Source organism: Saccharophagus sp. K07 (assembly GCF_014336955.1).
Taxonomy (GTDB): domain Bacteria; phylum Pseudomonadota; class Gammaproteobacteria; order Pseudomonadales; family Cellvibrionaceae; genus UBA5868.
This window is the reverse complement of sequence record NZ_QRAI01000004.1, coordinates 72,128-95,871: the sequence shown is the minus strand read 5'-3', so window position 1 is coordinate 95,871 and position 23,744 is coordinate 72,128. Positions and strand designations below refer to the sequence as shown.

General features: G+C 50.9%; 18 protein-coding genes and 1 tRNA gene. 10 read left to right on the top strand and 9 right to left on the bottom strand.

All coding sequences use genetic code 11. From position 1 onward, the window contains the following. Together DWB84_RS12705 and DWB84_RS12700 are read right to left on the bottom strand one after the other, a co-directional pair. Positions 1–1,533: a tryptophan halogenase family protein gene (locus tag DWB84_RS12705; protein WP_187410190.1), complete on the bottom strand. Its 1,533-nt coding sequence runs from the start codon at positions 1,531–1,533 to the stop codon at positions 1–3. A 108-nt stretch (positions 1,534–1,641) separates the two neighbouring features. After that, complete coding sequence (locus DWB84_RS12700; protein ID WP_187410189.1) at positions 1,642–4,644, bottom strand: TonB-dependent receptor; 3,003 nt, start codon at positions 4,642–4,644, stop codon at positions 1,642–1,644. A gap of 550 nt (positions 4,645–5,194) precedes the next feature. On the opposite strand from DWB84_RS12700, the gene pip reads away from it, so the two are divergent. The 4 genes from pip (at position 5,195) to DWB84_RS12680 (ending at position 11,867) form a co-directional block, all read left to right on the top strand. Continuing rightward, the gene (gene pip, locus DWB84_RS12695) at positions 5,195–6,166 is read left to right on the top strand and encodes a prolyl aminopeptidase (protein ID WP_187410188.1); all 972 of its coding nucleotides are present in this window, start codon (positions 5,195–5,197) and stop codon (positions 6,164–6,166) included. A 174-nt stretch (positions 6,167–6,340) separates the two neighbouring features. Then, positions 6,341–9,463, top strand: a complete 3,123-nt coding sequence (locus DWB84_RS12690; RefSeq protein ID WP_187410187.1) for an error-prone DNA polymerase — start codon at positions 6,341–6,343, stop codon at positions 9,461–9,463. Positions 9,464–9,576: 113 nt separating this feature from the next. Further along, positions 9,577–10,362 (top strand): translesion DNA synthesis-associated protein ImuA, encoded by a 786-nt coding sequence (imuA, locus tag DWB84_RS12685; protein ID WP_255428999.1) that lies wholly within the window; start codon positions 9,577–9,579, stop codon positions 10,360–10,362. Then, the gene (locus DWB84_RS12680) at positions 10,359–11,867 is read left to right on the top strand and encodes a DNA polymerase Y family protein (RefSeq protein WP_187410185.1); all 1,509 of its coding nucleotides are present in this window, start codon (positions 10,359–10,361) and stop codon (positions 11,865–11,867) included. The genes imuA and DWB84_RS12680 overlap by 4 nt, the downstream gene beginning before the upstream one ends. 21 nt (positions 11,868–11,888) lie before the next feature. Here the strand turns inward: DWB84_RS12680 and DWB84_RS12675 are convergent, their stop codons facing one another. The 7 genes from DWB84_RS12675 to DWB84_RS12645 all read right to left on the bottom strand — a co-directional run bounded on the left by DWB84_RS12675 (position 11,889) and on the right by DWB84_RS12645 (position 18,114). After that, positions 11,889–12,392: a hypothetical protein gene (locus DWB84_RS12675; RefSeq protein ID WP_187410184.1), complete on the bottom strand. Its 504-nt coding sequence runs from the start codon at positions 12,390–12,392 to the stop codon at positions 11,889–11,891. A gap of 13 nt (positions 12,393–12,405) precedes the next feature. Continuing rightward, positions 12,406–13,554 (bottom strand): lipase family protein, encoded by a 1,149-nt coding sequence (locus tag DWB84_RS12670; protein WP_187410183.1) that lies wholly within the window; start codon positions 13,552–13,554, stop codon positions 12,406–12,408. Position 13,555: 1 nt separating this feature from the next. Next, positions 13,556–14,017 carry a DUF6795 domain-containing protein gene (locus DWB84_RS12665; RefSeq protein WP_187410182.1) on the bottom strand — a complete coding sequence of 154 codons (462 nt, stop codon included), beginning with the start codon at positions 14,015–14,017 and terminating at the stop codon, positions 13,556–13,558. A 432-nt stretch (positions 14,018–14,449) separates the two neighbouring features. Continuing rightward, positions 14,450–14,525, bottom strand: a tRNA-Phe gene (locus DWB84_RS12660). A gap of 106 nt (positions 14,526–14,631) precedes the next feature. Continuing rightward, positions 14,632–14,904, bottom strand: coding sequence for an oxidative damage protection protein (locus DWB84_RS12655; protein ID WP_187410181.1), 273 nt, complete (start codon positions 14,902–14,904; stop codon positions 14,632–14,634). A gap of 19 nt (positions 14,905–14,923) precedes the next feature. Further along, positions 14,924–15,985: an A/G-specific adenine glycosylase gene (gene mutY, locus DWB84_RS12650; RefSeq protein ID WP_187410180.1), complete on the bottom strand. Its 1,062-nt coding sequence runs from the start codon at positions 15,983–15,985 to the stop codon at positions 14,924–14,926. A 41-nt stretch (positions 15,986–16,026) separates the two neighbouring features. After that, positions 16,027–18,114, bottom strand: coding sequence for an AsmA family protein (locus DWB84_RS12645; RefSeq protein ID WP_187410179.1), 2,088 nt, complete (start codon positions 18,112–18,114; stop codon positions 16,027–16,029). 258 nt (positions 18,115–18,372) lie between these two features. Here DWB84_RS12645 and DWB84_RS12640 point away from each other — a divergent pair, with 258 nt between their 5' ends. The 6 genes from DWB84_RS12640 to DWB84_RS12615 all read left to right on the top strand — a co-directional run bounded on the left by DWB84_RS12640 (position 18,373) and on the right by DWB84_RS12615 (position 23,705). Continuing rightward, positions 18,373–19,407, top strand: coding sequence for an extracellular solute-binding protein (locus tag DWB84_RS12640; RefSeq protein ID WP_187410178.1), 1,035 nt, complete (start codon positions 18,373–18,375; stop codon positions 19,405–19,407). Between the two features lie 48 nt (positions 19,408–19,455). Beyond that, positions 19,456–21,078, top strand: coding sequence for an iron ABC transporter permease (locus DWB84_RS12635; RefSeq protein WP_187410177.1), 1,623 nt, complete (start codon positions 19,456–19,458; stop codon positions 21,076–21,078). A gap of 190 nt (positions 21,079–21,268) precedes the next feature. Then, positions 21,269–22,198 (top strand): DUF2167 domain-containing protein, encoded by a 930-nt coding sequence (locus tag DWB84_RS12630; RefSeq protein ID WP_187410176.1) that lies wholly within the window; start codon positions 21,269–21,271, stop codon positions 22,196–22,198. Positions 22,199–22,297: 99 nt separating this feature from the next. Further along, entirely contained in the window at positions 22,298–22,768 is a 471-nt protein-coding gene (locus DWB84_RS12625) for a VOC family protein (RefSeq protein WP_187410175.1), read from the top strand. Between the two features lie 116 nt (positions 22,769–22,884). Further along, positions 22,885–23,094 (top strand): hypothetical protein, encoded by a 210-nt coding sequence (locus DWB84_RS12620; RefSeq protein WP_187410174.1) that lies wholly within the window; start codon positions 22,885–22,887, stop codon positions 23,092–23,094. A 101-nt stretch (positions 23,095–23,195) separates the two neighbouring features. Then, the gene (locus DWB84_RS12615) at positions 23,196–23,705 is read left to right on the top strand and encodes an RNA polymerase sigma factor (RefSeq protein ID WP_187410173.1); all 510 of its coding nucleotides are present in this window, start codon (positions 23,196–23,198) and stop codon (positions 23,703–23,705) included. Positions 23,706–23,744: the final 39 nt, after the last annotated feature.

The window sequence follows — 23,744 nt, the reverse complement described above, 5'->3', positions numbered from 1 at the left end:
TCAGATCTTTTGTAGACCGTGAACGCGAATTTTCTCTATCAAATCAAAATTTTTCGGCAATCTTTCTGAAAATTTTCCGACCAATTCAAAATTTCTTTTAATGGCCTCAATACCCACTTCCACCCTATCGGATTTTTTGCCAAAGGTTTCGTTTGCTCGAAATCCCATTCCATAAAGTACATATTGATAGCTCGCACTAGGAAATACTTCCTCAACTGATTGGAAGTCATAGCTGCTCGGCGCACGATAACGCCATAATTCGAGCAAGTCATTCAAGCCATCTGGAATGGATTCAGGGGATCTCGCATCAATCCAATATTGGGTATCTGATCTCGAACTCAACACATAGTGCAGCTTGAGGAACTCGACGACCTTTTCCCATCTATATCGAAATGTTCTATTAAATCGCTGCGCAACTATTTCCATGGTTTTTCGAGTCATCGGCATTTCATTGGTGATCATCTTCGCCGAGAGTTCGACCAGAGCCAACGCGGATGCCTCGAGGGGTTCAATAAATCCCGCAGACATTCCTATGGCTACGCAATTATTAACCCACATTTTTTCTCGATAACCCGCAGCAATGCGCAGCTGCCTTAACTCAATCTCATCCACATTTGAATGAGATGCTCCTTTTTTCAAATATTCCCTGAGTTCATTTTCCGCGGCTTCGTCATCGATATAAGCACTGGAATATACGTACCCAACACCGCGGCGTGTAGACAGCCCAATATCCCAAATCCAGCCCGCGGACATGGCTGTAGCCATGGTCATTGAGGCTATATCGGGCCTTTCGCTTCCGTAGGGGACCCTAGCCGCTAGCACCCTGTCGTTTACGGAATATTTTGACTGATCGATTAATTTAATGCCGTAGTGTTGCCCGATGAGCAAGCTTCTTCCACCGCTGCAATCGATAAATAAATCGCCTTGCACGATGCCGGAATTTTTTGTCATTAGGGATTCAACATCCCCATTTTCCGCAGAATTTACTTGGGTCACATGATCGCGAATGACTGTAACACCCAATTTCCGCTGGCAATGATCGCTCAGCAAAACTCCTAACCGGTCGGCATCCAAATGATATCCGTAATTCAATGCTCCAGCGTATTCTGCCATTGCAATATTTTTGGGCGCCAATCCCAGATCGCTGATCCTGCTTTGAAAACTCACAGCTTCGGAAAATGGCACATTCGGACAGTAATTGCGCCACGCGGCAACCAAATTGCATTCCGTTCCACTGCTCGGCAAGGTGAATGGATGATGATAAACATCATCTCCGCGCCCAGTCGTCCAGCCAATAAATTTCGAACCCTGCTTAAAGGAAGCTGAGCAGTCTCGAATAAACTCCGTTTCTGAAATTCCAATTTTATTCAGCGTATTACGCATGGTGGGCCAAGTACCTTCGCCCACACCAATGGTACTCACTTCGGGTGATTCAACGAGTACAACTTCGACAGCTTGGCACTCAGCGGCGATCAAACCTGCCGTAAGCCAGCCAGCACTGCCTCCGCCCAATATCACGATTTTTTTGATCATGAACCTTCCTTCCAACACCCCGGTCTTTAACTTTACCGTATAAATGAGTGGCAAGAAAAAAGCCGCTGTCTCCAGCGGCTTTCCTGAAGGGGCAAAGTCAACCCAACATTAGAAGTTGTAACGGAGACCTACGCTGTAACGAGCGCCAAGATCTTCCAAACTCCACATCATTTCTTTTGTACGGCTGTGGCGACGAGAGTTTTCGCCAGTGATGTTCAAGCCCTCAGCAGTCAGCGTCAAATTGTCGGTCAGATCGTAACTGATCGACGCATCAATTTGAGAATATGCTTCGGTAAATGATGGTTCATTGTTGTATTGAGTGCGGTTATCCAGGAACTGATCTCGCCAGTTATAAGCCAAACGAGCTTGCAAACCATCCGCATCGTAGAACACAGAGAAGTTAGCACTGTCGCTCAAGCCGATCATGGCGAATTGACCACCGCGCTTGTTCACATCGAACTTAACATCCGCATTCACAGCGGTATAGTTCGCCTGGAAGCCGAAACCAGAGGCGCCGAACCAATGCTGGATGGCAATCTCAAAGCCATTGATTTCGTTGTCGCGGTCGTTAACCGGAGTATTGGTGATCCAAAGCGCTGGATCATCATCACTGTTACCGGCGATGTAGGTTGTTTCATCGTTCGGATCCAGGCCGGCGTTGATCAGCATACGGGTATGAATATTTTCATCCGTCAGCTGTATACCTTCAGATCTCAGCTGTTCCACAGCTTCGTCATAACGCGGTCCAGTACGTGGATCTCTCAGGTCCCACCATGGAGAAACAAACGTGTCAGTTCCAATAAAGTTGGACACTTTCTTATAGAACAGACCTACCGACAAGTAGCTGGCATCGTCGTAGTACCATTCCGTTGAGAAATCCAGGTTGAAAGACTCCATCGGCTTCAACGCTGGGTTACCAATATTCGCCGTCAGGGCTCGGATGTTGTTGATTGCCACAGCACTGCGCAAATCGGCGTAACCAGCGCGCGCCATTGTTTTGCTCGCAGAAAAACGTACTTTTACGTCTTCTGATGGGCTGACGCTAAAGTCCAAACTTGGCAACACGTTGCGGTAGTCACTTTTTGCAGAGATCAGAGCCTGCTCATTCGACAATACCTGGCTCCAGTCGTCCTGGTCATCCCAGTGCAATTCGACTGGAATGAAAGTATTGGTCGTTGAAGTGATATCGGTTTGTTCTACACGAACGCCGGCAACGACATTGGCGGGCATATCATTTAAGGTAAAGTCTAAGCCGTACTGCACAAACAGACTGGTAACTTCTTCCTCGATCTCGCGGTCTACGTTGTAGATGCCGGTAACAAAGCTGTTAGGCTGAACCTTGCCGCCTGGGAAGTCCTTGAAGTTGACCGGGTCAACACCTGAAGCATAGATTTCTTCGATGCGTCGTTCGATGGTGTGATAATCCGCATTCAAACCGAAATTCAGGAATCGCGGGTTAGTAGTACTCACATCATAGTCAGGGAATGCTTTGCCAAAGTTCTCGGCGGTGAAAAAGCTATCCCAACCCTCACCAAAAATATCCGGATTCACACCACCCCAGTTACCCATGGTGATACGTCCAGTCGCTTCACCATTGTCCACGCGAGTCGTGTTGGTGTCTTTGCGAATTTCAGCACCGAATTTCAAGAAGCTGTCATCAGTGAGGTCGAATTTGCCATTCAACCGCAGCTGTGAAATTTCAGTTTCTTGTTTTGCATAACGCACGGTTCCCATGGCGCCGCTCACATCGCCACCATTGAGTATGCCGTCGTTATTACCCTTGGTTAAAACGGAGTCATCAATGGTAATGCCCATCACCGGCAAATCACTGGTGAAGTCTGCGTACTCACCGATAACAATGTTGGCGTTCAAGCCAAGCTCTTTTTGCAGACCGACGTTTTCAGCAACGGAATTATGCGCGTCCAACTCAAAAGACAACCGGTCAGTCACTTGCCAATTCAAGTTAAGACCGATGGAGTCCATGGTGGTAGTCGCTTCAAAATACTGTTGCGCAAATGAAACGTCTTTACCGTAGCCTTCCTCACCCGGTAATGGATAGTCCTCCACATAGATCGCTGGAGAGGCAATCGCATTGCGGTTGAACTCGATGAATGAAATGTTTGAAAAGTTAAACCAAGTAGATTGCTGAGAACGCTCTGCTTCCAGCTCATTTTCGGCGTAGGTGTAGTCCAGAGTTGCAGTAAATGCATCAGAAGGACTGAATTGCAGGGTCAACTGTCCATTGGTACGAGTACGCGTATTGTCTTCAATCACATAGCGAATATCGCTAGGGAGATAGAAAATACCAAACGGTGTATTCAGTACTTGTGAAGGATCTGTGGGGTCCAAATGGGCGAGAGAGGGGTTATCCCAAGTTGCCTCATTCCACTGGTTGATAAAAGCGTTAGAACGCGAGTTGTCACGAACCTGATAAGACCCTGCGACTGCCACACCAAATACGCTGTCATCATCAGTCCAGCTGTACAGACCTGAGATTTCAGGGGTGAGATCATCACCATTTCTTACAGTGGTATCGTGTACCGCTTTAACACCGATAGAAGCTTGCTCACCAACTTCGAGTGGTCGCAAGGTTTTGATATTGATGACCGCACCCAAACCACCAGAAGTGATCGCTGCATTTCCGGTTTTATAGACTTCAACCCCGTTGACGACCTCTGATGCCAAGTTGGCGAAGTCGAATGCGCGAGATGCCGTGTCATCGACGTTACCATTGTTGGTCACCGCAGGCATGTTGCGACCATTCAAGGTAACCATGTTCATGGATGGGTCTATACCACGAACCGTGACCCGGGAGCCTTCACCGTTTGTTCGGTCAATCGAAATACCGGTAATACGCTGCAAAGATTCTGCAAGGTTCGCGTCGGGCATTTTACCGATGTCTTCAGCGGAGATAGCGTCCACGACACCGGTTGAATCTCGTTTGATATCCATTGCGGCTTCTGTAGCGGCACGAATACCAAATACTTGAACCTCCTCGATAATCTTGGCATCTTCCTGCGCGTTCGCCCCAAAAGTTAAGGACGCAAGCATGCAAGACGAGATACTAGAGGCGAGCAGTTTCTTTTTGAAAGAACTAGGTTTAGCTCCCATAGATTTTCCTCAGCACAAAAGGCGTTTTTTTGTTAAAAAAAGCATGCAAACTGCACGTGCAGAATGCATACGATTCGTTCCCGCTTTCCTTTAATTATTTCCAAGCCATTACGGCACTAGGTGCAAGCAGATCAAGTAGATATAGTCTTGATTTAACAAGGAGGGATTTAATGATGAGAACAAGACTCCCCCTTAGGCCCAGTTTTATAGTTTTAGTATTTTTGTAGTTCTATATTTGTATTTATCAAGGCGATTAAAGAATTGATCGAATTTCAACCAATTCTGGCGCAATTTCAACCGCTTATTGTCATAATCACCCGGCCACAACCTTACTCCAAAACGATAGGGGGGGCAACGGTCACGCAACTTATAGTTGTGGTAAATAACACACAATTTGGCATCAATAATTGCAATCCAATCATCTATTCCAACGTGACAACCAAGCCAATTGGTTAATTTTTGCCCAAAAAACCCATGTCTTGATGCAAAGCAGCCCTTCACCTACTCTGTTAAGACATAGGGCTGAGCCATAAGCGCGGCGGAGCAACTCATGCAAGTTCTTTTCCCCGACATTCGCACTTACGCCGAACACCTTCTGAAGGTGGACGAAATTCATACACTGTATGTAGAAGAAAGCGGCAATCCCCAAGGCATTCCCGTGCTGTTCGTGCACGGCGGTCCCGGTGCTGGATGCGGGAAATACGACCGGCGTTTTTTTGATCCGGATCGTTATCGCATCGTTCTTTTCGATCAAAGGGGCTCAGGCAGATCCACACCTCATGCAGAGTTGGAAAATAACACCACAGCGCATTTAGTCGCCGATATGGAAGCCATTCGCAAACATCTCGGCATCGACAAATGGTTGCTGTTTGGCGGCTCCTGGGGATCAACCCTGTCGCTGGTCTATGCAGAAACCTATCCGGAAAAAGTGCTCGGCATGATTTTGCGCGGAATCTTTTTGTGCCGCGAAAAAGATTTGTATTGGTTTTACCAAGCGGGCGCCGACCGGATTTTCCCGGATTATTGGAAAGATTATTGCGCGGCGATTCCCGAGGAAGAGCATGGGGATTTTATTCAGGCTTATTACAAACGCCTCACCAGTGCGAACGAAATTGCCAAAATGTCCGCAGCGAAAGCTTGGTCCATCTGGGAGGGGCGCTGCGCCACCTTGCGGCCGAATCCGGATGTAGTGCATATTTTTTCCGACCCGCATATGGCGCTTTCTCTCGCGCGCATCGAAGCGCATTATTTTGTGAATAATGCTTTTATGGAGCCGGACCAAATTATTAAAAATGCCGATCGACTTGCGGGAATTCCCGGCATCATCATCCACGGTCGCTACGATATGGTCTGCCCTCTCGATAACGCCACCGAACTCCACGACGCATGGCCGGACGCACAACTGCATATCATCCGCGATGCCGGCCACTCCTCTCACGAACCCAGCATTGTCGACGCCTTAGTCAAGGCGACCAATGAGATGGTGAAAATGCTCGGCAACGAAGGGGATTTGCATGGCTGATCAAGGGCGCAAGCCCGCTAGACCAGCCGGAGCACGACATATCTGTGCAACCCTGCAGCTTGTTAAAAAATCTTTAAATAAATCAGACGATTAGAGGCTCAGCGCAAGCACAGCCTTGCACCGCACCACCCACTGCATATACTGTATGTAAATACAGTATATGCAGTGGGATTTATGCTCTACGCGCACCTCAACACCACCACCAATTTCACGTTTCTGGCGGGCGCCTCGCACCCGCAGGAATTGGTGCTGCGCGCCATAGAGCTGGGTTACGAGGCGCTGGCCATCACTGATGAGTGCTCCCTGGCTGGCATCGTCAAAGCCTATAGCATCGTCAAACACTTACCGGATGCACAGCGGAACATATTCAAACTGCTGATCGGCAGTCGTTTTCGCCTTTCTAATGGCTTACATCTCATTGCCATAGCCCCCGACCGCAAGGCTTATGCAGAGCTTTCGGGGTTTATTACCTTGGCGCGTCGACGAGCCGACAAGGGTTCCTACGAAGCCCATATGGAAGATTTGCGCTTCCGCCTGCAAACCTGTTTGGTGATCTGGCTGGCGGACCGGGATTTTACCGGGGCTTATGGCAACGCCCATCTGCTCAAGCGCGCTTTTAAAGATCGCCTTTGGATTGGTGTGGATCACCAATTGGCCGGCGGTGAGCAGCACCAATTTATTCACTGGCACAAACTCGGACAGGCGCTGGATATTCCGCTGGTCGCTTGCGGCGAAGCGCTGATGCACACACGTGCGCGCAAACCGCTGCAGGATGTTTTGACCGGCATCCGCGAAAATACCCCCGTCAGTGAACTCGGCACGCGCCTACGCAGCAATGCAGAAGCCTATTTAAAGCCACTACAGAATCTGCAGCAGCTGTATCCAACATCACTTCTGCACCAAACACGCGTCATTGCCAATCGCTGCGAAAAATTTATGCACGAACTGCGCTACCAATATCCGCGCGAATTGGTGCCGACGGGTTTGACCTCCATGCAATATCTGCGGCAATTGGTGGACCTGGGAAAGCATAACCGTTACCCGGAAGGCGTCCCGGATGAGGTTGAGGATATTTTGCGAAAGGAATTGCAATTAATTGAGGATGAAGGATATGAATATTTTTTTCTGACGGTTTATGAAATTGTGCAGTACGCCCGCAGCAAAAATATTCTCTGCCAGGGCCGCGGCTCCGCCGCCAATTCAGTGGTCTGTTACTGCCTCGGCATCACTGAAATTCGGCATGGTCAAATCAATGTCCTCTTTGAGCGTTTTATTTCCAAAGAACGCAAAGAGCCACCGGATATTGATGTGGATTTTGAACATCAAAGACGCGAAGAAGTCATCCAGCATATTTACGAAAAATACGGCCGCGAGCGCGCTGCCATAGCTGCAACGGTAATCACCTACCGTACCCGCAGTGCCATTCGCGATGTGGGCAAAGCCCTCGGCCTGGATGCGACGTTAATTGATCACTTTGCTAAATCCCACGCTTGGTGGGATAGCAGTGGCGATTTAGAAGAACGCATAGCCGCAAGCGGCCTGAATACCCAAAACAAAATGCTGAGGCAATTTTTTTATCTGGTTAATGAAATCAAAGGTTTTCCCCGTCATCTCTCCCAGCACGTGGGCGGTTTTGTTATTGCGCAAGACAGAGTCAGCGATCTGGTGCCTCTGGAAAACGCCAGCATGCCCGGCAGGACCATTATCCAGTGGGATAAAGAAGACCTGGAAACCATGAAATTATTGAAAGTCGATGTGCTGGCGCTGGGCATGCTGACGGCTTTAAAGAAAATGTTTGACTATGTCAGCTCGTACGGACCACACATTAAAGGAATACAAGATATTCCTCCGGAAGATCCAGCTACTTACGAAATGTTATGCCGGGCCGATAGCGTGGGAGTTTTTCAAGTGGAGTCCCGCGCACAAATGTCCATGCTACCGCGGCTGCGCCCACGTACGTTTTATGATTTGGTTATTGAAATTGCCATAGTCCGGCCGGGGCCGGTGCAGGGAGATATGGTTCATCCTTATTTACGGCGGCGCAATGGCCAAGAAGAGGTCAGTTACTACAGTGATGAAATCAGAGAGGTTTTACAATCAACACTAGGCATCCCAATTTTCCAGGAGCAGGCTATTCGACTTGCCATGGTTGCCGCCGGCTTCAGCGGTGGCGAAGCGGATGAATTGCGCCGCGCCATGGCAAGCTGGGGAAAAAATGGCAATTTATTGAAGTTTGAAAAGCGTTTTATCGACGGCATGTTGCAACGCCATTATCCGCTGAAATTTGCCCAGCGACTTTTCGAGCAATTAAAAGGTTTTGGCGGCTACGGCTTTCCAGAATCCCACTCCGCCAGTTTTGCCCTGCTATGTTATGCCTCATCCTGGATCAAATGCCATCACCCAGCTGCTTTTTATTGTGCGCTGCTCAATAGTCAGCCCATGGGGTTTTATTCACCGTCGCAATTAGTACAAGACGCGCGACGCCATAATATTGCTGTCCTGCCGGTGGACATTAATTCGAGCTATTTTGACCACACATTAGAAGAGGTCGATGGAGAATTAGGAATTCGCCTGGGTTTTTGCCGGATAAAATCTCTCGATGAGAAAAAAGCCAAAGCGATTGCGGAATCGCGTCAAGACAAGCCGTTTCAATCTCTGCAGGATCTGGCGCGGCGAACCAATCTCACACAAACGGATTTGCAATGTTTGGCATCTGCCGATGCCTTGCGTTCTTTAAGTGGCAATCGCCATCAGGCGCGCTGGCAAGCAGCGGCGATCAAACCCTATCTCACTTTATTGGAAGAAGCCGAGATTGAATGCGACGAATTGCTCACACCAGAACCAACCGTAGCCAAAGATATGCTGGATGATTACGCTACCACGGGTTTATCCCTGCGGCCTCATCCTATGGCGTTATTGCGTGCGCAATATCCTTTTAATCGCTGCAAAAAATTCAGCGATCTGGAACATTTGCGCCACGGCGGTTTTGTGCGCGTCGCCGGATTAGTAACTGGCCGCCAACGCCCGGGCACAGCAAACAATACGGTTTTTGTCACCCTGGAAGATGAAACCGGCAACATCAACGTTGTGGTCTGGCAGGCAACCCAGGTGCAATTTCGCCGGGAGTTATTAAATTCGCAATTGTTGATGGTGAAAGGAAAACTGGAAATTGGCACCGAGCGCGATAAAAAAACCAACAAGATCTATACCGTGGTTCATGTTGTCGCCGGACATCTGACCGATTACAGCCATAAATTGACGTCTGATTTTCAGCTTAAGTCCAGGGACTTTCATTAAACCAGCGTTATTCCGCAAACATCTAATCCAGTCCATCATCTAGGGCTAGAAATTCTCACGCCAAACCACGCTTTCGATATACTGTATAAATAAACAGCTTTGATTTTTGCGTGATGAACCCTGACAAGCCGAACCCAAACAAACTTATCACTTTGGAGCAATTGCTCCAGCGCGGTGATATATGGCGCGGGCAATCCCAGGGTTTTGCACCACAAGCCGCTCTGGATAGCGGCCATGCGGAGTTGAATGAATGTTTATTGCATAAAGGCTGGCCGCTGGCGAGTCTGGTGGAAATCTGTCAGCCGGCGGCATTGAATGGAACAAATATGGTGAGCCAAGGCGAATGGCTGTTGTTGGCTCCGGCATTGCGGCAGCTCAAGGAGGGATACACCGTGCTGCTCAATCCGCCTGCCCTGCCCTTTGCGCCGGGACTGATTCAAGCGGGCATTGATCTGGATCGCCTATTGGTTGTAGCGGCAGAAAAAAAAGCCGATTTTCTGGCGAGTTTTACTGAACTTGCCCGCGCGGATATTTGCACCGCACTGATGGCGTGGCAGCCCAAACACAATCTAAGTTATACCGAGCTGCGCAAATGTCAGCTCGCCTGCAGCGAGGGCAAAGGCCTGTACCTGCTGTTTCGGCCATTATCCGTGCGCCAACAAAGCTCACCGGCCACTTTACGCTTACGTGCGCAATTGCATTTGCGCTCACTGGAAATTCAGGTTTTCAAACAAAAAGGCTCACTGAATTCGGCCAATACATCGATCCATTTGGCCCTGCCGGAAACCTGGTTGCCGATAGCCGCACATGCCAATCTCGGGCAAGAGCAATCTCCACCTTCTACACATTCCACCAACAACGTCAGCTCGATAAAACGCGCAAAAAGGAAAGTGCCGTGAAAAACCGTTTATGGTTAGCCCTGCGCCTGCCGGATCTGCCGCTGGTCAGTTTTCCTGTACATCCCGATGAGCAGGCGGTTTGTGTATTGGAAAAACAGCGCGTGATCTACGCCAACACGGCCGCGCTCGGCGCGGGTGTGGATATTGGTATGGATGTGACAAGGGCGCGCCTTTTATCCGACTGCATCACTTATCAAAGGGATATGCAACGGGAACAGGAATATCTGGAGCAACTGACGGCGCATCTCTATACGTTTACGCCCTATGTCCATATTCGACGATCAAACATAGTTCCAGATTCAGGATTATTACTGGAAATTTCCCGCTGCTTAAAACTCTTCGGCGGACTTAAAAACCTATGCGGAAAAATTGCTACTGCAATGGCAGACATATCCACAGCTTATGGTTTGGCGCACACGGAAGAAGGGGCTTGGTTGCTCAGCTATGACAATAGCCCTATATCCGGCGATGAAAACCCAGCGGATTTTATTGCTCGCTTAAACCATGTGCCAATCGCCAGACTTGCTGACTGGCGGGATGAAGATGAAGTAGAAGCGTTAAAGAGAACCGGCTTTAACACATTGGGAGATATTTCCCGACAAATCGAAACCCAATCCATAAGCAGCATCAAAAAGCGCTTAGGCAAAGACTTTGCTGACTTTATTACCCGTCTTTTTGGCATTGAGCAGAATTTCCAGCAAACAGCGTTATTCGAAAAGCCGGTTCAAACCTACCAACCCAAAGAATTTTTCTTTGACACTATGCAATTCGATTATCCCATTACCCAGGTCGAACAATTGCATACCCCTCTGGAACAGATGCTGCAGCAACTCGGCGCATTCCTGCGCAAACGCAAACTCGCTTGTCAGAAAGTTGAATGGCGACTGTTTGATATTTACCAAAACTCGCATCACCTCAGCGTTCACTGCGCCATCCCACAAAATACCTGGAAGTTATTTTATGATCTCACCCTTATTCAGCTCGAAAGCCAGCAATTGCCGTTCGCCGTAGATGCGATAGAACTCACCTGCCAACATCTGCAGAAATGGCAGGAACAGAATCAAAGCCTGGATTTCAGTGGCCGACGCAGCAAAAACCGTGGTGGTAATGACTTGGCTCTCCTTGAAGGCAAATTAAAAGCCCGCCTCGGCGAGCAGGCGATTTTTAAAGTCAGCTACAAGGACAGTCATATACCCGAGCAAACTTGCGAAAAATTATCGGCCTTCACTCCAGTGAATCAACAACTTCCACAAATCCACCAACACGCCCTTCGCCCTACCTGGCTTTTTGAAAATCCTCTACCAGCCCAATATCGACAGCAAACTCTTTCCTGGCGCGGCACACTGCAATTATTAACTGGCCCGGAACGCATCGAGGGTTACTGGTGGGCCGCGCCTAAAGCGCGGGATTATTATATTGCCGCAAGGGAGGATGGTTTGAGGGTTTGGGTATATAAGGATTTAGTGGAAGGCAGTTGGTTTGTTCAGGGGGTTTTTGCTGGATAGTTATTGATTATTTGCATTACTTTACCGAAGGGCGGCCCAAATACCGCTGCCAATAAGACCAAACATTGCCAGTCCCCCTGAGAGGAAAACTGCCCAATAACTCATAAAAAGCGCATAGACAAGATTATTCAAATCAAAACCAAGAAAGAAACAACCCTGAGCTCCGCTCGCATCAATACGCCCTCCCAGAATTTTGGCAAGTCCTGCACCAAGAGCAGATACCACCAAAGGCAAAAAGCCGATCCCCAGACTCAAAAGAGAAAGGCCACCAGGTGTCATATCACGCAAAATCTCTGAAAACACCCACCAAAGTGCCGAAATGACAAAAGCGATAAGAGCAAAACCGAGAAGAAGGCCACCGCCAACGGCCAGGGCAAATACTGGCTTTACAACAAGCCCGCCCTGACTCACATTAATTCGGCCATCAGGTCCTTTTTTCACAAAATGCGCCAAAATCCAAGCGAGTAATCCCGCCAAGATTCCGGCACACATAAAAAAAAGACCTATCAGGAAAATGGTTAACAAAGTTAATCAACCGTTATTTATTAATGTCCTGTCCAGCCTGCCATACCATATCCGCGATCTTACGATATACACGATTAAAAACCATGCGGATAAATTCAACTGTAAGGTCTGCCCCTTCTTTGACAACTATCCCAATAAGGGCCGCCATTTTTCGAATCAAATGATGGACCCAGATACTGACCTTTACTGTCGTCTTCGCAGCTTTTGCCATAAAGACGGCCATTCGATCAAGCAAGGTAAAATAAGTTGCAAATCCAGCCACAAGAACAATTCCCGTCGCATTGATAACTTTTTCGATTACGTAAAGTAGGGCCGCATCAAGCAGCTCTAGGGTATTCGCTGTGAATGACACAATTCCATCAGACTGCAACCATCTTTCAACCGCGACTTGGCCATAACCTTTAGGTCGATTCGTTTTCATGCCTGCCCATCCGGCCGCATTTTCTGCTGATTTGATATAATGTTTCATCTTGTGGTATTCCCAAGGAATAGCCGAGACGGGAGAAAACAAAAGATAATCCACACTGGAGGTAGGAACGTGAGTAAACGGCCACGTTGGCACCATAGGAACAGGATCAGTTTTGTGGTAAACCCTATAGATATTGTCGGCCACTAGCCGCGTTGTGCATTTTTTGGCAAACATTTCCATACCAACTCTGGGACTGCCAAAGGTATATAGATTCACCTGTGCAACAGCTCCGGTTGACTTAATCCAATCCGCAGCCAAAGTTGCAATCGCCCCACCCAAACTATGCCCCACACAATGGACCGCGGCAACTCCTTTCAAGCCCCTAAGAAACTGATTCAGCTCTTGATAAATTGATTCGAAAGCGTAATAAAATCCCTGGTGAACACGGGTTCCCGTATGACAAGCACGGACTCCCGTGTTAAGGTCAGTGAGCGCATCATAAAGACTTGCTGTTCCCTTGAAGACAACAAAAGCTTGTCCCTTGTATTTACCTTTGCCAGATGAAAATACCGCCATTACATGCGGCTTATTAAGAATGAACCCGCCGGTCACACCGGACGCAAAACTTGCCAGCGAAAGCTCCATATCATTCTTGTATTCATCAACAAAATCCTCCCTGGTTATGGCAGATTTAACATCGTAAATGTTTGCAGCCAAATTCGCTGCATATGCCGGACTAAGTTCAATTCCCATTTTATTTCTCCCATGTACACAATGTATTCATTCTTGAACCAAAATCTCTATTAATTCTCATCTCATTAGTTAATTCGCACACTAGAGATATAGGGCGCCCATTAAATTCCACGTTCTCCTCCGGTTCACGTTTGGAGTTTGACCAGAACTTTTTTTCTTCTCCATCAACAACAACATAGAGCCCCTGTGCAATAACCAACTCCACTGGCAACATACGGCTTAAAGATGATTCAAAAACCGCAGGCAGTTCAAAAAATCCATTTTCATCCGTCTGTGTTTTCTCTTCGCGCAGTTCTTGCCATTCCCATCGGCGAATTACTGTTGCATTTTTTAGTGGTTCACCGTTCATGGTAAGTTGGGCTTTAACCGCCGAAAACACACACGTCTTAGTTGGATTAAAAAAAGACATAGCCGAAGCCTCCAAAAAAATCAGCAGAAAAACAAAAGGAATAGAACGGCGCATAGCAAACCTCATCGGTGAGTTAGTCAGTCAAAACGCAGCGCCTGTTAGGCCGAAACAGTTGCGAAATATATGAGGAAGATTGGGATACGCCATTTATGGCGCAAAATCGCGAAGCAATAGATGTGTTTCCCTTCATCGGTCAATACCTTTGAGCTTCTCCCTAAGCACCTACGATACGCGCCCGTCAAAACTTCCCTGCAATATCCCTAAACGAGGGCTGAATAGTAACAAAGGAAACTTAGGTCGCCTAGACCCTGAACAACCAAACTACAAACTGGGCATATCAGTTCTGCGACTCGGATAACAGCTTGCTTACAAAGGAATCGAGTCGTACGAAAATGAATGGAATGGAGGCAAAAATACGAAAGGTAAAATCAGAAATTCAAGGCAATAAAAAAGGGCTTGGCATCACTACCAAACCCTTCTAAATGATGGTGCCCAGAGGCGGAATCGAACCACCGACACGGGGATTTTCAATCCCCTGCTCTACCGACTGAGCTATCTGGGCAGCTGTCGGACAGGCGCTTGGCCCGAGCGAGGCGCGTATTAAACCTGCTCTCTGGGCGGGAGTCAAGCATTGGCCATCACGAGATGCAAAAAGAGTAGCGCCCTGATTATTTTGTAGGCGGAACGAATCCTTCGGCTCGGTCAAAGTCTTCGCCGGACAGGTATTTATCCAGCTGTTCCGCCAGGTATTGGCGCGCGGCTTTATCCATCAGGTTGAGATGCTTTTCGTTGATCAGCATGGTCTGGTGTTTTAACCAATCCTGCCAAGCCTGTTTGGATATGTTGTCGTAAATATCCTGACCTTTCTGGCCAGGGTAGGGAGGCGCGTCCAGGCCTTCCATCTCTTTTTTATATTTACGGCAAAAAACGGTACGGCTCATGGCGAATTCCTGAAATGACTTACAACAGATTGACTTGGCGCGGTTTGGATAATTTTTGCAGCAGGGTTTTGACCGGTGCCGCCAATCCGACCGCGGCGGGCTGGCGCAGGTTATACCAGAGATGTCGTCCTTCCTCCATGATGCCCACCGGACGCTTGGCCAGTTTGACCAATACCGGCTGAATATCCAAATGATAATGGCTGAAGGTGTGACGCCAGCCCTCCCAACGCTCGGTGCCCTTCAATTCGCCATAGCCAGCCAGGTGGGTTTCCAGCGGCTGCTCCACCGGCAATTCCGGCAGACACCAGAGCCCACCCCAAATGCCCTGCGGCGGGCGGCGTTCCAGCAGTATGTCGCCGTTGGGTGCCTGCAACAGTAAAAAGTAGGCCCGTTTGACCGGCTTATCTTTGGCTGGTTTTTTCCCGGGATAAGCGGTGGTATTGTCCTCCGCCAGGGCGATGCAGTCCTCCGCCACCGGGCACAGAGCGCACTTGGGGCGCGCCCGCGTGCAGACGGTAGCGCCGAGATCCATGATGGCCTGGGTGTAATCGCGGCAGCGTTTTTTCGGCATATGGCTTTCCGCGATACGCCACAACTGCTCGGCGACTTTCGGCTGCGCCGGCCAGCCGGCAATGGCGCTGTGGCGGGCGAGCACGCGTTTGACGTTGCCGTCGAGAATGGCGGTCGGCTGTTCAAAGGCGATACTGGCAATGGCCGCCGCTGTGGAGCGACCTATGCCCGGCAGCTCGGCAAGAATGTTCACATCCTGGGGAAATTCCCCCGCGTATTCGTCCACAATCATTTGCGCACAGCGGTGCAAATTGCGCGCGCGGGCGTAATAGCCCAACCCGGTCCAATGGTGCAGCACTTCATCGATGGGTGCAGCGGCGAGATGTTTGACGCTGGGGAAACTCTGCATAAACCGCTCGAAATACGGAATCACCGTATCCACCTGAGTTTGCTGCAGCATGATTTCCGACACCCAGACGCGATAGGGAGTGATGGGATTTTGCCAGGGCAGATGTTTGCGGCCATGTTGGTCGAACCAACGCAGCAGACGTTGTGCGAAGGTTCGACTCATGCGGATATTCGACTCATGTAACCCAATTCAATATTCGGTGATTATTGCTTTGCAGGCTCAGGCTCTTTTTTCTTTTTAAATTGATCAAGCAAATTGCGCACGGACTGCTCCGTACTTTTGCTTTTTTCTTCGCCCAGTTTTTCCTGCAATAAATCTTTGGCTTTAGTACCTAATTTGTCTTCCAGACGATCTTTTTCCTCTTCGATTTTTTCTTTGGCTTCACTTTTCACGCGGTCTTTCACCAAGTCCGTCAGCAATTGCGTATCTGGCAAACAGGTGGTCGGGCCGATATTTTCCAAAGAACCTTTGCAGCGAATCGGAAGCGCGCGTTTGCGCCATTTTTCATCGATGGGTAAACAGCCTTCCACTTTATTGGCAAATTCACCCAGCGACAGAGAAAACGGCACATTAAATTCGCCGGTATCGACTTTAAAAAATCCGCTCGCGGTACTGATTAAATTGGCGATGGTGGCATTGAGCTGTTGCAGATTTAAGGTTTTTTCTGCATAGCGCAATTGCATTTTTACCGGTTCCAATCGCGTCATATCCGGCCACTCTAAATTCTCCGGCAAGGATTGTTGCTGCAGAATGGAAATGGCGCGGCAAAATTGTTCTTCGATATTAATCGGCACCACGCGCAATTCTTCCGATTGCGCCGTGGCTTCGACAATTAAATTATCTTCCAGCAAGGCTTTATCGGTTGCACCGCGACTGGTGATATGGGCAGTGGCGGACGCTTTGCCGGTCACTTTATCCAGATCGGCAAAGGTTTTAAGCAGTGTGCCTAAATCGACGCCTTGCGACTGCACATCCATGCGCAATTGCGCTTCCGCACCGCGCGCATCCAATTGCCCTTCACCGGTCACTTTGCCGTCTGCGGTTTGCAAACTCAGCGTGTCCAGTTTGATCAATCCACCATTGGCGGTGACCTGCAGTTGTGGCTGGTTAATTGGCAAGCCTTTATAGGTGAGCTTTTCAAAACCGACTTTAGCGTTGAGATTCAAATCGCGCAGGGTTTCCAACGGCAAGGGTTGCGGTGGCGTTTCCGGCGCCGCAGCGGTTTCTTCGGTCTCGGATTCCGGCGGCAAATAATCGTCGAGCACTAGAGAGCCGCCCTGCCAGCCAGTGACTATGGCTGGTTTATCGAAATTCTTCACCTGCAATTGACCATCGATGCGTGTGCCATCCACGGTTAAGGACACCGGCTCCAGCGTTAAAGAATCCGGCCCGAAATTGTAGGTGACGGTCGCGCCCACCTGTTGCAACGCCTTGGGATTGGCGGTTTGTGGCGGTTCGATCTCCAGCGCACGCAGCAGCGGGGGCAGGGCAGTGGGATCGAGTTTGATTTGGCCCTTGCTGGTTAAGGGTTCACCCCAGAAGGTATCAGTCGCCAGCGCAGCCACCAGCTTGGCGGCGCCGACCTGGATATTGAGGTTCGCGTCCGTCACTTTCAGGGTTTGCGCATCCAGGTTGACCGCCACAGGGCCATCCCACACCACATGGGTGTTCGGCATATCGTTGTATTTGGCGTCGAGTTCCAGCTTGAGCGGAAAGGCCTGTCCTTCCAAGGCCACATTGCGGGCTTGCAGATTTAGGTTCTGGATTTCCGCGCGGTCGCCCGTCTGCGCATTGGTGTAAAACAGCTTCAGCTTGGTGATATCCACACGCTCGACGGCCAGTTCGGTCGGCGCGCCTGCATCGTCGGGTTCAGCTTGCGGCTCGGCTGGCTTTGAGCCATCACCCCCAATGGTTTCCCAGGCGCTTTTGCCTTGCTCATCTACGGCATAGTGCACTTCCAGGCCATCCAAGCGGATGCCGTCCACCAGGATCTGGCGTTTAAAAATCGGCAGCAATTGCACGGAGACATCGGCTTGATTTACCGCCGCCAGCAGCGTTTTGTCTTCCATGCTGTGAATATTGAGTGCACCCAGGCTGAGCGCCAGATTGGGAAACAGCTTCCAACTGATGTCCCCGGGGATCTGCAATTCAATGCCCCGCTCTGCGGCCTGCCTTTCCAGCAAGGGTTTGAGACGATTGAGATCGAGGGTAAAAACCAGCACCACCACAGCCAGCAGGAGTACCGCGACCAAACCGACCAGAATCAACAGCGAACGCAACAAGGTTTTCATACGCCTGGGTTCTCCATGGAGAGGAAGGTAGGGGCAAAAAGGACCGCCATTCTAAGCCATTCACTCGCGAGTCAGATAAAAGGTTTGAACCAACAAGAAGTTAGAGCAGCGAAATGGATTTCATCTCCGCGCTAGCCCACTTTATTCTGTGCCGGTACAACGCAGCTTCTGAACAGCATCACACCAGCCGGTTTGCAGCGCTTGTTGCAAATGGTTACTATTTGCATATTTTGTGTCGCGTTTTCTTGGGGGTTAATCATGAGATTTTTGGGCACGGCAGCAGCCGTTACCGCCAGCGTTGTTTTGGCACTGAGCGGATGCACAGACAAAAAAGAAACAGCCAGTCCCGCCGCCAAAAAGCCTGAGATTACGGTTTACTCCGAACGCGTTGAGCACTTGATCAAGCCGCTGTTTGACCTCTACACCAAAGAAACCGGCGTCAATATCCGCTTTATTACTGACGGCGCCGGTCCTCTGATCGCGCGCCTGGAGAATGAAGGCGAAGCCACCCCGGCGGATATGTTGATCACGGTGGACGCCGGCAACCTGTGGCACGCCGCGCAAAAAGGCCTGCTGCGCTCCATCGATTCCCCCATTCTGGAAGCCAATATTCCCAACCACCTGCAGGCGAGCAACAACCAGTGGTTCGGCCTGTCCGCCCGCGCTCGCACCATCGTCTATTCCACCGAGCGCGTGAAGCCGGAAGAACTCTCTACTTACGAAGACCTGGCCGATCCCAAATGGAAGGGCCGCCTGTGTCTGCGCACCTCCAAAAAGGTCTATAACCAGAGTCTGGTCGCCACTATGATCAATACCCTGGGTGAAGAGCAGACGGAAAAAGTGATCCGCGGCTGGGTCGACAATCTCGCCACCGACCCCTACTCCAACGATACCCTCGCCCTGGAAGCCGTTATTGCTGGCCAGTGCGACCTGGCCATAGTAAACACTTACTATTTTGGCCGTATGCAGAAGGAAAATCCCTCTATCCCCCTAGCGGTTTTCTGGCCCAACCAGGCTGACCGGGGCGTGCATGTGAACATTTCCGGTGCGGGCATCACCAAACACGCCAAGCATCCGGAAGAAGCGCAAAAGCTGTTGGAGTGGCTGTCCCAGGAAGAAGCCCAGTACATGTTTGCTGAAGCCAATGAGGAATACCCGGTCAACCCAAAAGTGAAACCGTCCCCTCTGGTCCAGGCCTGGGGTGAGTTCTACGGCGACCTGGTCAATGTCGAAGCCACCGGTTACCTGCAGGCCGATGCCGTGAAATTGATGGATCGCGCGGGTTATCGTTGATTGCATGAATGACCGCCTTTCCTCGATGCTGCGGCGCTGATTCTGCAAATGTCCTCCGTGTCGCTGCATAGCCGCTGGTGGCAGCTGCCTATCTGGCTGATGGCCGGACTGGTGCTGATGCCGGTGCTAGTGATTTTTTTCAGCTGGCAATCCGCCCAGGTGGATGTCTGGCAGCACCTGATCGCCACTGGCCTCGCCCGCCTGCTGAACAATACTCTGATGCTGATGCTCGGTGTCGGCGTGATGGTGATGTTGATCGGCGTCAGCCTGGCCTGGCTGACCGCCGTGTGCGAATTTCCTGGCCGCCGCTGGCTGGACTGGGCGCTAGTACTGCCGCTGGCCATTCCCACCTATGTCGTCGCCTTTGTCGCCCTCGGCCTGATGAGTTATAGCGGGCCGGTATTGACCCTGTGGCGCTCGCTCTTTGGCCCGCAAGCCTGGTATCCGGACATCCGCAGCCCGCTCGGGGTGATTCTGGTGATGGGCGCGGTACTCTATCCCTACGTCTATATGCTCGCCCGCAGCGCATTTTTGCAGCAGGGGCGTAGCCTGACCGACGCCGCCCGCTCTCTGGGACTCAGCCCCTGGGCGAGTTTCTTCCGTGTGGTGCTGCCTATGGCGCGGCCGGCCATAGTGGCGGGAACGGCTCTGGCGCTGATGGAAGCCCTGGCGGATTTCGGCGCGGTCGCCGTGTTCAATTACGACACCTTCACCACCGCGATCTACAAATCCTGGTTTGGCTTTTTCAACCTGCAGGCGGCGGCGCAGTTGGCCAGCCTGTTGTTGATGTTTGTCGCTCTGGCGCTGGTGGTGGAACAGCAGGCGCGCGGGCGGGGACGGGTTCATCAGCAAAACCATAAACGCCACGAACGCATTCGCCTGGCAGGCTGGCGCGGCTGGTTCGCCTGTTGTTATTGCGCCTTGATATTGCTGCTGGCGTTTGTGGTGCCCTTCTGCCAGTTGGCGCTGTGGGTGGTCAAAACCGGTTTTGCCGGCTTAGACGCCCGCTTTTTCCAATTGATGAAACACACCTTCCTGCTCGGCGCCATCAGCGCCGCGTTGGTGGCGCTGATGGCGCTGCTGGTCGCCTTTGGCCAGCGCTTAAGCCCCTCCCGCTGGATCGCCCATGTGATTCGTTTGACCTCTCTGGGATATGCGCTGCCCGGTTCGGTGTTGGCGGTAGGGGTGATGATGGTGTTTACCCTGCTGGATCGCGAAGTGCTCTGGCCGCTGTTGCGCCACTTTCTGCCAAATGGCCAGGTGGCGGGGCAAATTCTGCTGGGCAGCGTAGCAGCGTTGATCGTCGCCTATGTCATTCGCTTTTTTTCCGTCGGCCTCGGCCCTGTGCAATCCGGCTTGGAACGCATTCGCCCGCAACTGCAAGAAGCAGCGCAGAGCCTCGGCCATAGCCAATGGCAGGTGATTCGGCGGCTGTACCTGCCGATGCTCACCCCCAGTTTGATGACCGCGCTGATACTGGTGCTGGTGGATGTGATGAAAGAAATGCCTGCCACCCTGCTGCTGCGCCCCTTCGGCTGGGATACGCTTTCGGTGCGGGTATTTGAGATGACTTCCGAGGGCGAATGGCAGAGGGCGGCGCTGCCAGCGCTGACGCTGGTGCTGGTTTCGATTATTCCCGTGATTCTGATGATGCGCCGCAGCCGGTCTTGACCTGGCGCCGGGCACAATTGACAGATCTGTCCTCCGTCTATAATTTCACCAGACCTTTTACGCGACGACTCCAGGGAAGGCATTCCATCTTCTTCATTTGCAGCCCCTCCATCGCATCTACGGTTAATAACTGACCTTATTGCTACACCCTAAGGTCGCACGCCCTCGGCCAACACATAAGGAACGGCACATGACACTTCGCCTCTTACTCACCCTGCTTCTGCTCACCGTCACCGCGACAGCCCGCGCGGAATTTCCGCAAGCGGATCAACTCAGCGAAGAAGACACCACTGCGGCTATGACCGAAGACGACCAATTTCTCCTGTGGGCCATGAACCTGTGGTCGTCACTGAAGCGCCAGACCGGCGAGATCAAACTGCCGGAGGCGGGCGCCACTTTGCATGTACCCGAGGGTTTCTATTACTTAAACGCGGAAGATGCGGAAAAAGTGCTGGTGGAAGTGTGGGGCAACCCACCGGGGCAGGATACCCTGGGCATGCTGATGCCGGCCGATGTCACGCCTTTCGAGGCGGAATCCTGGGCGGTCACCATTGAATACGAACAAGACGGTTACGTCTCCGATGATGATGCCGACAGTCTCGATTACCAGGAACTTCTCAAACAAATGAAAGCCGACACTGCAGAAGCCAGCAAAGAGCGGGTGAAGGCGGGTTATGAGCCTATCGAATTGGTCGGCTGGGCATCTCCGCCGTTTTACGATAAAGCCACCCACAAACTGCACTGGGCCAAGGAATTGAAATTCGGCGACATGGGCGAAAACACCTTGAACTACAACATCCGGGTATTGGGCCGCAAAGGCGTGCTGGTACTCAACTTTATCGCCGGTATGGAACAAAAAGCGGTGATCGATCAGAACCTGGATGCGGTGCTGGCCATGGCGGAATTTGATCAAGGCTCGCGTTATGCGGACTTCAATCCGGATCTCGATAAAGTTGCCGCCTACGGACTCGGCGCCCTGGTCGCCGGCAAAGTTCTGGCAAAAACCGGATTCCTCGCACTGGCGCTAGTGTTTCTGAAAAAATTCGGCGTTTACATCCTCATTGGCCTGGGCATTTTGGGACGCAAATTAATCTTCAAAGGCAAAGCCAAAAACTCCTGATCAGCCCTCCGCTCGCGGCTTGGCCGCGAGCTTCCTCCTGTCGATTTACCGCCTCTCTAAGCGACTAAGGTGTACATCACCACTTTGAGAGGCCATGCCATGCAGCCTATAACCCCGTGTCTCTGGTTTAACAATAATGCGGAAGAGGCAGTGCGGTTTTATCTGTCGGTTTTTCCCCGCGGGCGCATTCTCAGTACAACCTACTACGGTGAAGGCGCGCCAGCTCCCGCCGGCAGTGTTATGACCATCACCTTCGAACTTAACAACAGCGAATTCACCGCTTTGAACGGCGGTCCTTTTTTCAGTTTTTCCCCCGCCATTTCCTTTGTGATTACCTGCACCACGCAACAGGAAATTGATTTTTATTGGGACAAACTCTGCGACGGTGGCAAACCGGAGCAGTGCGGATGGTTGAAAGATCGGTTTGGCGTGTCCTGGCAACTGGTGCCACAACAGCTGATGACACTTTTGACCAAAGGGGAAAAAGAGCGGATTGCCCGCATGATGACAGCGCTGATGCGTATGCAGCGAATTGATCTGGAGACGTTGATCAACGCTTATGAGAGCTAGGGCCAGGAACACAATTCGCCACAATTGATCTGGCCATTGCCCAGTTCCTGCACTGGCACCACCGATTTGCTTTGCAATGCTGTTAAGCAAATCCACTGACCGTGCAGGATTGTTTTATGTGTTTTCAAAAACCTCGCCGCATACCCAAACATTTGTTACTGCAACCAGAACCGGCTATTTATCGACGCCCCCACAAATCCATCGCCCGATCCGCGTTAATCGTTCTGGTCCTACTCGGCTTCACCATCGCCGGTGTCGCCAACTCCCACTGGATCGACAAACCCACAGCGCCGTTTCTGGCCGTGCTGACGCACAATCACACATAACAGCGTCACATCCTGGATCGCCGTTTCGCCACGCGCTTGTTTGCCTTCTGTGGCACCTGCTACGATGCTGCCGCACGCCAGATGGGCAAACCCTGAGCAGTATGAACAAGCGCTATCACCTTCAATCCCTTTTCGAGCGTTATCAAAAAGACTTGCAAAGGTTTATTGCCCATCGATTTGATGCCCACCACGATGCTGAAGACATAGTCCAAGATGCCTTCCATAATGTTCTGCGCTCGGTGGATACCGCCCAGCTCGACAACCCCAAAGCCTATCTATATCAAACCGCTTGCAATCTCGCGCTCAACCGCATTCGCAAACAGCACCATCACAATCACTATGTTGCAACTCAAGAGCACGAGGAAGAAGCGGATGATGCCGCGTCACCACACCGCGCTTATTCGTCACAGCGGGACTTGGAAAAACTGCGGCAGGTGCTGCACGGGCTTTCCCCAAAATACCGGCGCACTTTTTTATTGAGTCGTATGGAAGACAAAACCTATCGCGAAATCAGCGAAGAATTGGGCATTCCCGTCAGCACCGTGGAAAAGCATATGATTAAAGCGCTGCAGTATTTGCGAGAAGCATTGCGAGAAGATTTCTCTGCTTGATGGAGGTGAGCCGCGTGTGCGGTGTCATGTCTTTTAGCG

Coding starts and splice junctions, on each gene's coding strand:
- DWB84_RS12705 (WP_187410190.1), bottom strand. CDS start 1,533: ATGATCAAAAAAATCGTGATATTGGGCGGAGGCAGTGCTGGCTGGCTT.
- DWB84_RS12700 (WP_187410189.1), bottom strand. CDS start 4,644: ATGGGAGCTAAACCTAGTTCTTTCAAAAAGAAACTGCTCGCCTCTAGT.
- pip (WP_187410188.1), top strand. CDS start 5,195: ATGCAAGTTCTTTTCCCCGACATTCGCACTTACGCCGAACACCTTCTG.
- DWB84_RS12690 (WP_187410187.1), top strand. CDS start 6,341: ATGCTCTACGCGCACCTCAACACCACCACCAATTTCACGTTTCTGGCG.
- imuA (WP_255428999.1), top strand. CDS start 9,577: ATGAACCCTGACAAGCCGAACCCAAACAAACTTATCACTTTGGAGCAA.
- DWB84_RS12670 (WP_187410183.1), bottom strand. CDS start 13,554: ATGGGAATTGAACTTAGTCCGGCATATGCAGCGAATTTGGCTGCAAAC.
- DWB84_RS12665 (WP_187410182.1), bottom strand. CDS start 14,017: ATGCGCCGTTCTATTCCTTTTGTTTTTCTGCTGATTTTTTTGGAGGCT.
- DWB84_RS12655 (WP_187410181.1), bottom strand. CDS start 14,904: ATGAGCCGTACCGTTTTTTGCCGTAAATATAAAAAAGAGATGGAAGGC.
- mutY (WP_187410180.1), bottom strand. CDS start 15,985: ATGAGTCGAACCTTCGCACAACGTCTGCTGCGTTGGTTCGACCAACAT.
- DWB84_RS12645 (WP_187410179.1), bottom strand. CDS start 18,114: ATGAAAACCTTGTTGCGTTCGCTGTTGATTCTGGTCGGTTTGGTCGCG.
- DWB84_RS12640 (WP_187410178.1), top strand. CDS start 18,373: ATGAGATTTTTGGGCACGGCAGCAGCCGTTACCGCCAGCGTTGTTTTG.
- DWB84_RS12635 (WP_187410177.1), top strand. CDS start 19,456: ATGTCCTCCGTGTCGCTGCATAGCCGCTGGTGGCAGCTGCCTATCTGG.
- DWB84_RS12630 (WP_187410176.1), top strand. CDS start 21,269: ATGACACTTCGCCTCTTACTCACCCTGCTTCTGCTCACCGTCACCGCG.
- DWB84_RS12625 (WP_187410175.1), top strand. CDS start 22,298: ATGCAGCCTATAACCCCGTGTCTCTGGTTTAACAATAATGCGGAAGAG.
- DWB84_RS12620 (WP_187410174.1), top strand. CDS start 22,885: ATGTGTTTTCAAAAACCTCGCCGCATACCCAAACATTTGTTACTGCAA.
- DWB84_RS12615 (WP_187410173.1), top strand. CDS start 23,196: ATGAACAAGCGCTATCACCTTCAATCCCTTTTCGAGCGTTATCAAAAA.